Genomic DNA, 946 nt, shown 5'->3' with positions numbered 1-946 from the left:
GCGACGAGCTGCAGCCGCTGCGCGGCGTCGCGGCCGCCGTCGTCAAGAACATGTCCGCATCGCTGGACGTGCCGACCGCCACCAGCGTCCGCGCCGTTCCGGCCAAGCTGCTCATCGACAACCGCATCGTCATCAACAACCAGCTCAAGCGCACCCGGGGCGGCAAGATCTCCTTCACCCACCTGCTCGGCTACGCCCTGGTGCAGGCGATTAAGCAGTTCCCGAACATGAACCGGCACTACGCCGAGATCGACGGCAAACCCACCGCGGTCACCCCGGCGCACACCAACCTCGGCCTCGCCATCGACCTGCAGGGCAAGGACGGCAAGCGCTCCCTGGTGGTGGCCGGCATCAAGGGCTGCGAAACCATGCGATTCGCACAATTCGTCACCGCCTACGAGGACATCGTCAGGCGGGCCCGCGACGGCAAGCTGACCGCCGAAGACTTTGCGGGCGTGACGATTTCGCTGACCAACCCCGGCACCATCGGCACGGTGCACTCGGTCCCGCGGCTGATGGCCGGCCAGGGCGCGATCATCGGGGTCGGCGCCATGGAGTACCCCGCCGAGTTCCAGGGCGCCAGCGAGGAACGCATCGCCGAGTTGGGCATCGGCAAGCTGATCACGCTGACCTCCACCTACGACCACCGGATCATCCAGGGCGCCGAATCCGGCGACTTCCTGCGCGCCATCCACGAGATGCTGCTGTCGGACGCGTTCTGGGACGACATCTTCCGCGAGCTGGGTAACCCATACGTGCCGGTGCGGTGGAGCATCGACAACCCGGACTCGATCGTCGACAAGAACGCCCGGGTGATGGAGTTGATCGCGGCCTACCGCAACCGCGGGCACCTGATGGCCGACATCGACCCGCTCCGGTTGGACGGCAGCCGATTCCGCAGCCACCCCGACCTCGAAATCCTCAACCACGGCCTGACGCTGTGGGA

1 protein-coding gene is annotated in these 946 nt (G+C 66.7%); it reads left to right on the top strand.

Features of this window, described 5'->3' with window-relative positions:
* Positions 1-946 (top strand): 2-oxo acid dehydrogenase subunit E2 (locus A5681_RS20870; protein WP_197498671.1); only part of this gene is annotated, 946 nt, incomplete at both ends.

The organism is Mycobacterium scrofulaceum, from assembly GCF_001667885.1.
GTDB classification, from domain to species: domain Bacteria; phylum Actinomycetota; class Actinomycetes; order Mycobacteriales; family Mycobacteriaceae; genus Mycobacterium; species Mycobacterium scrofulaceum_C.
Note: the sequence above shows the minus strand (reverse complement) of the source record. Positions and strands in the feature narration are given on the sequence as shown.